The organism is Microcoleus sp. OTE_8_concoct_300, from assembly GCF_031383065.1.
Taxonomy (GTDB): Bacteria; Cyanobacteriota; Cyanobacteriia; order Cyanobacteriales; family Microcoleaceae; genus Microcoleus.
On record NZ_JANMZH010000899.1, the window covers coordinates 1 to 1,780 of the forward strand.

1 protein-coding gene is annotated in these 1,780 nt (G+C 41.7%); it reads right to left on the reverse strand.

Going from position 1 to position 1,780, the window contains the following annotated elements:
* On the reverse strand, positions 1-1,780 hold a 1,780-nt coding region (gene dnaE, locus ACUVJL_RS39000), incomplete at both ends, for a DNA polymerase III subunit alpha (RefSeq protein WP_445250714.1).

Consider the following 1,780-nt stretch of genomic DNA (forward strand, 5'->3'; position numbering starts at 1 on the left):
TCGGCTCTAATAGCGGATGATCGTACTCAACAGCTTTACCGTGCTTGCAGTCAATAAACTGAGGAATTAAACCTGCATCCAGCGGGCCGGGTCGGTAAAGTGCCAAAATAGAAGAAATATCATCCAGGCAAGAAGGTTTGAGTTTTCTAACTACATCCAGCATCCCAGAGGATTCTAACTGAAAAATACCTTCTAAATCTCCTTTTTCTAAAAGTCTATAAGTTTTATCTACATCAGCGGGTAACTTTTTGATTCTGCCAAAAGTCTCTTGAGCTCTGCGTTCTATATCAGAAGGTAGCGTTTCTGGATCGACAATTATATTTTGGGTTTCCTTAATATAATCAACAGTTTTCTGGAGAGTTGTCAAATTTTTCAATCCCAGAAAATCCATTTTCAGAAGACCTAGTGCTTCCAAATCTTCCATATAATACTGCGTAATCACAGCACCTTCGTTATTCTTTTGTAGCGGTACAATTTCATCGAGCGGGTCTGAAGAAATCACTACGCCTGCCGCATGAACACCAAAAGTTTTGTTTGTCCCTTCAATCCGAATTGCCATGTCAATCCACTGACGAACCGGGACTTCTGTCCCTGTGTCTTCATTGATGCAAATTGTTTTTTCGTAGTTTTCTTTAAATTCCTGTGCAGGTGTTTCACCGGAAATCATCACTTTGAGTTTTTCCGGTTTTCCCCGCGACACGGGAATTAACTTTGCCATTTCGTCTGCTTTTTTGTAGGGAATGCCTAACACTCTGGCCACATCTTTCAAGACAGCTTTTGATGTCATTCTGTTGAAAGTAATAATTTGCGCTACGCGCTCTTCGCCATACTTTTGAGTAACATATTTAATCATGTCGTCCCGTCTTTCTATGCAGAAATCACTATCGATATCTGGCATAGATTTGCGTTCTGGATTGAGAAATCGCTCGAATAGCAGTCCGTGATGCACGGGGTCAATATTAGTAATTTTTAAGACGTAGGCAACTAGGGAACCTGCGGCCGAACCGCGTCCTGGCCCTACGGGAATGTGGTTGTCCCTGGCATATTTCATGTAGTCCCAAACTACTAAAAAATAGGTGGAAAAACCCATCTGCTGAATCATTTTTAGTTCGTATTCCAGCCGTTCTTTGTAGACTACGGGAATTTCATTACGGTTTCTAGCTTTGAGGCGTTCTAATAGTCCTTTCCATGATATTTCTTCGACAAAAGTGTCTGCTGTGTGTTCTGGGGGAATTGGATAGTTGGGAATGCGGGATTCCCCCATGATGTCGTAAGATTTTACTTTATTTGCGACTTCTAAAGTGGTGTCGATCGCCTCTTTGATTGTTTCATCATCCAAATGGTCTCGAAACAGTTGCGCCATCTCCATAGCAGACTTAAGATACTCAGTGCCGCTGTAGCGCATCCGCTTGTCTTCTTCAATCAGTTTATTGGTGTTAATGCACAGCAAAGCATCGTGTGCTTCTACGTCGTTGCAGGAAATATAGTGAGAATCATTTGTTGCAATTATTTTAATGTTGAGTTCGCGGGCAATTTTGACGATTTCAACATTAACAATCCGGTCTTCTTGGGAACCGTGGTCTTGAATTTCTATATAGTAATCTTCCCCAAATACTTCTTTATACCATGTGGCTACTTCACGGGCAGTATCTAGCTTGTTTTGCAGAATCATTTGGGGAACTTCGCCGCCCAAACAAGCACTGGTAACAATTAAACCTTCGGAGTATTGTTTTAGTAGTTCTTTGTTGATGCAGGGGCGGGCAAAAATACCTCTTTCTGG